This window comes from Bradyrhizobium sp. 23, assembly GCF_023073295.1.
Lineage (GTDB): Bacteria > Pseudomonadota > Alphaproteobacteria > Rhizobiales > Xanthobacteraceae > Bradyrhizobium > Bradyrhizobium canariense_D.
Window position 1 is genome coordinate 1 of record NZ_JADPJF010000144.1, and the last position, 1,209, is coordinate 1,209.

Annotated in this window: 1 protein-coding gene; it reads right to left on the minus strand. The window is 64.8% G+C overall.

The features are described from left to right. Window positions 1-131: 131 nt before the first annotated feature. On the minus strand, window positions 132-1,209 hold a 1,078-nt coding region (locus tag IVB32_RS33100; protein WP_247412729.1), incomplete at its 5' end, for an IS21 family transposase.

Here is a 1,209-nt window from a genome sequence, read left to right on the forward strand (position 1 = left end):
GAAGCGGGCCGCCGGCCAGCCTTCCTTGTCGGACTGCTCGGCAAATTGCGGCCACAGCACCTTGATGGCTGGCAGCCGCAACTCGTTGAGCAATAGATTGAGGCGCGCGGTGTCAATGGTGTTGGCCGTGCTCATGCGGCACCTCCGATCTCGCCGGCACCGATGAGGCACTCATAGGTGGCGAGCGGTGCGAGCTGCACCACGACGTGCGGCACGCAGGCCGGATCGGGAGAGAAGTAAGCGCGCAGCCGGTTGAGGTCGGGCAGTCGGCCGGCATCAAGCTCGGTCGCGAGCTGATCGGCGAGTTCGGCCTCGCAGCCGCGCTCATGGGCCAGTGCGAGCAGATCGACCATGATCCGGCAGGCTTTCCTGTCCGGCAGCCGTTCGCGCAAGCAATCGAAGGTTCGGCGATAGGCATCGCGCGGGAACAGCCGATCACGGTAGACGAGATTGAGCAGCGCCATTGGCTTGCGCCGCAAGGAATGGATCACGTGCCGATAATCGACGACCTGGTCGTGCTTGCCGTTGGAATGCGGCCGCCCACGCGGCAGGGTGACGAGATGGGTGCCGCCGACGAACACGTCGAGACGATCGTCGTAAAGGCGCACCCGCAGTTGGTGCCCGATCAGGCGTGACGGCACGGTGTAGAACACCTTGCGCAAGGTGAAGCCGCCGCTTGACGTCACGCGGACAATCACCTCCTCGTAGTCCGAGGTGCGGCGATCTGGCAACGCCTGCAGGGTGGCGCGCTCGTGGTCGATCCGCTTGGAGTTGCGGGCATTACGGCGGCTGACGATCTCGTCGATGAAGCCGCGATAGGCGGCGAGATCATCGAAGTCGGCAGTGCCGCGCAACAGCAGCGCATCGGCGATCGTGCGCTTGAGATGGCCGTGCGAGCTTTCGATCGCCCCGTTCTCGTGGGCGATGCCGCGATTGTTGCGGGAAGGCCGCATGCCGTAGTGGGCGCAGAGGTCCTCGTACCGCCTGGTCAGATCGTCCCTCGCATTGCGATCGAGATTGCAGAAGGCGGCCGACAGGCTGTCGGTCCGATGCTCCCGCGGTGCCCCACCGAGCGACCACAGGGCATTCTGCAGCCCTTCGGCCAATGCGACGAAGCTCTCGCCACCGAGCACGACATGGGCGTGTTCAAACCCGCAATAGGCCAACCGGAAGTGATACAGGCGATGATCGAGCGGCACGCCAGCGATG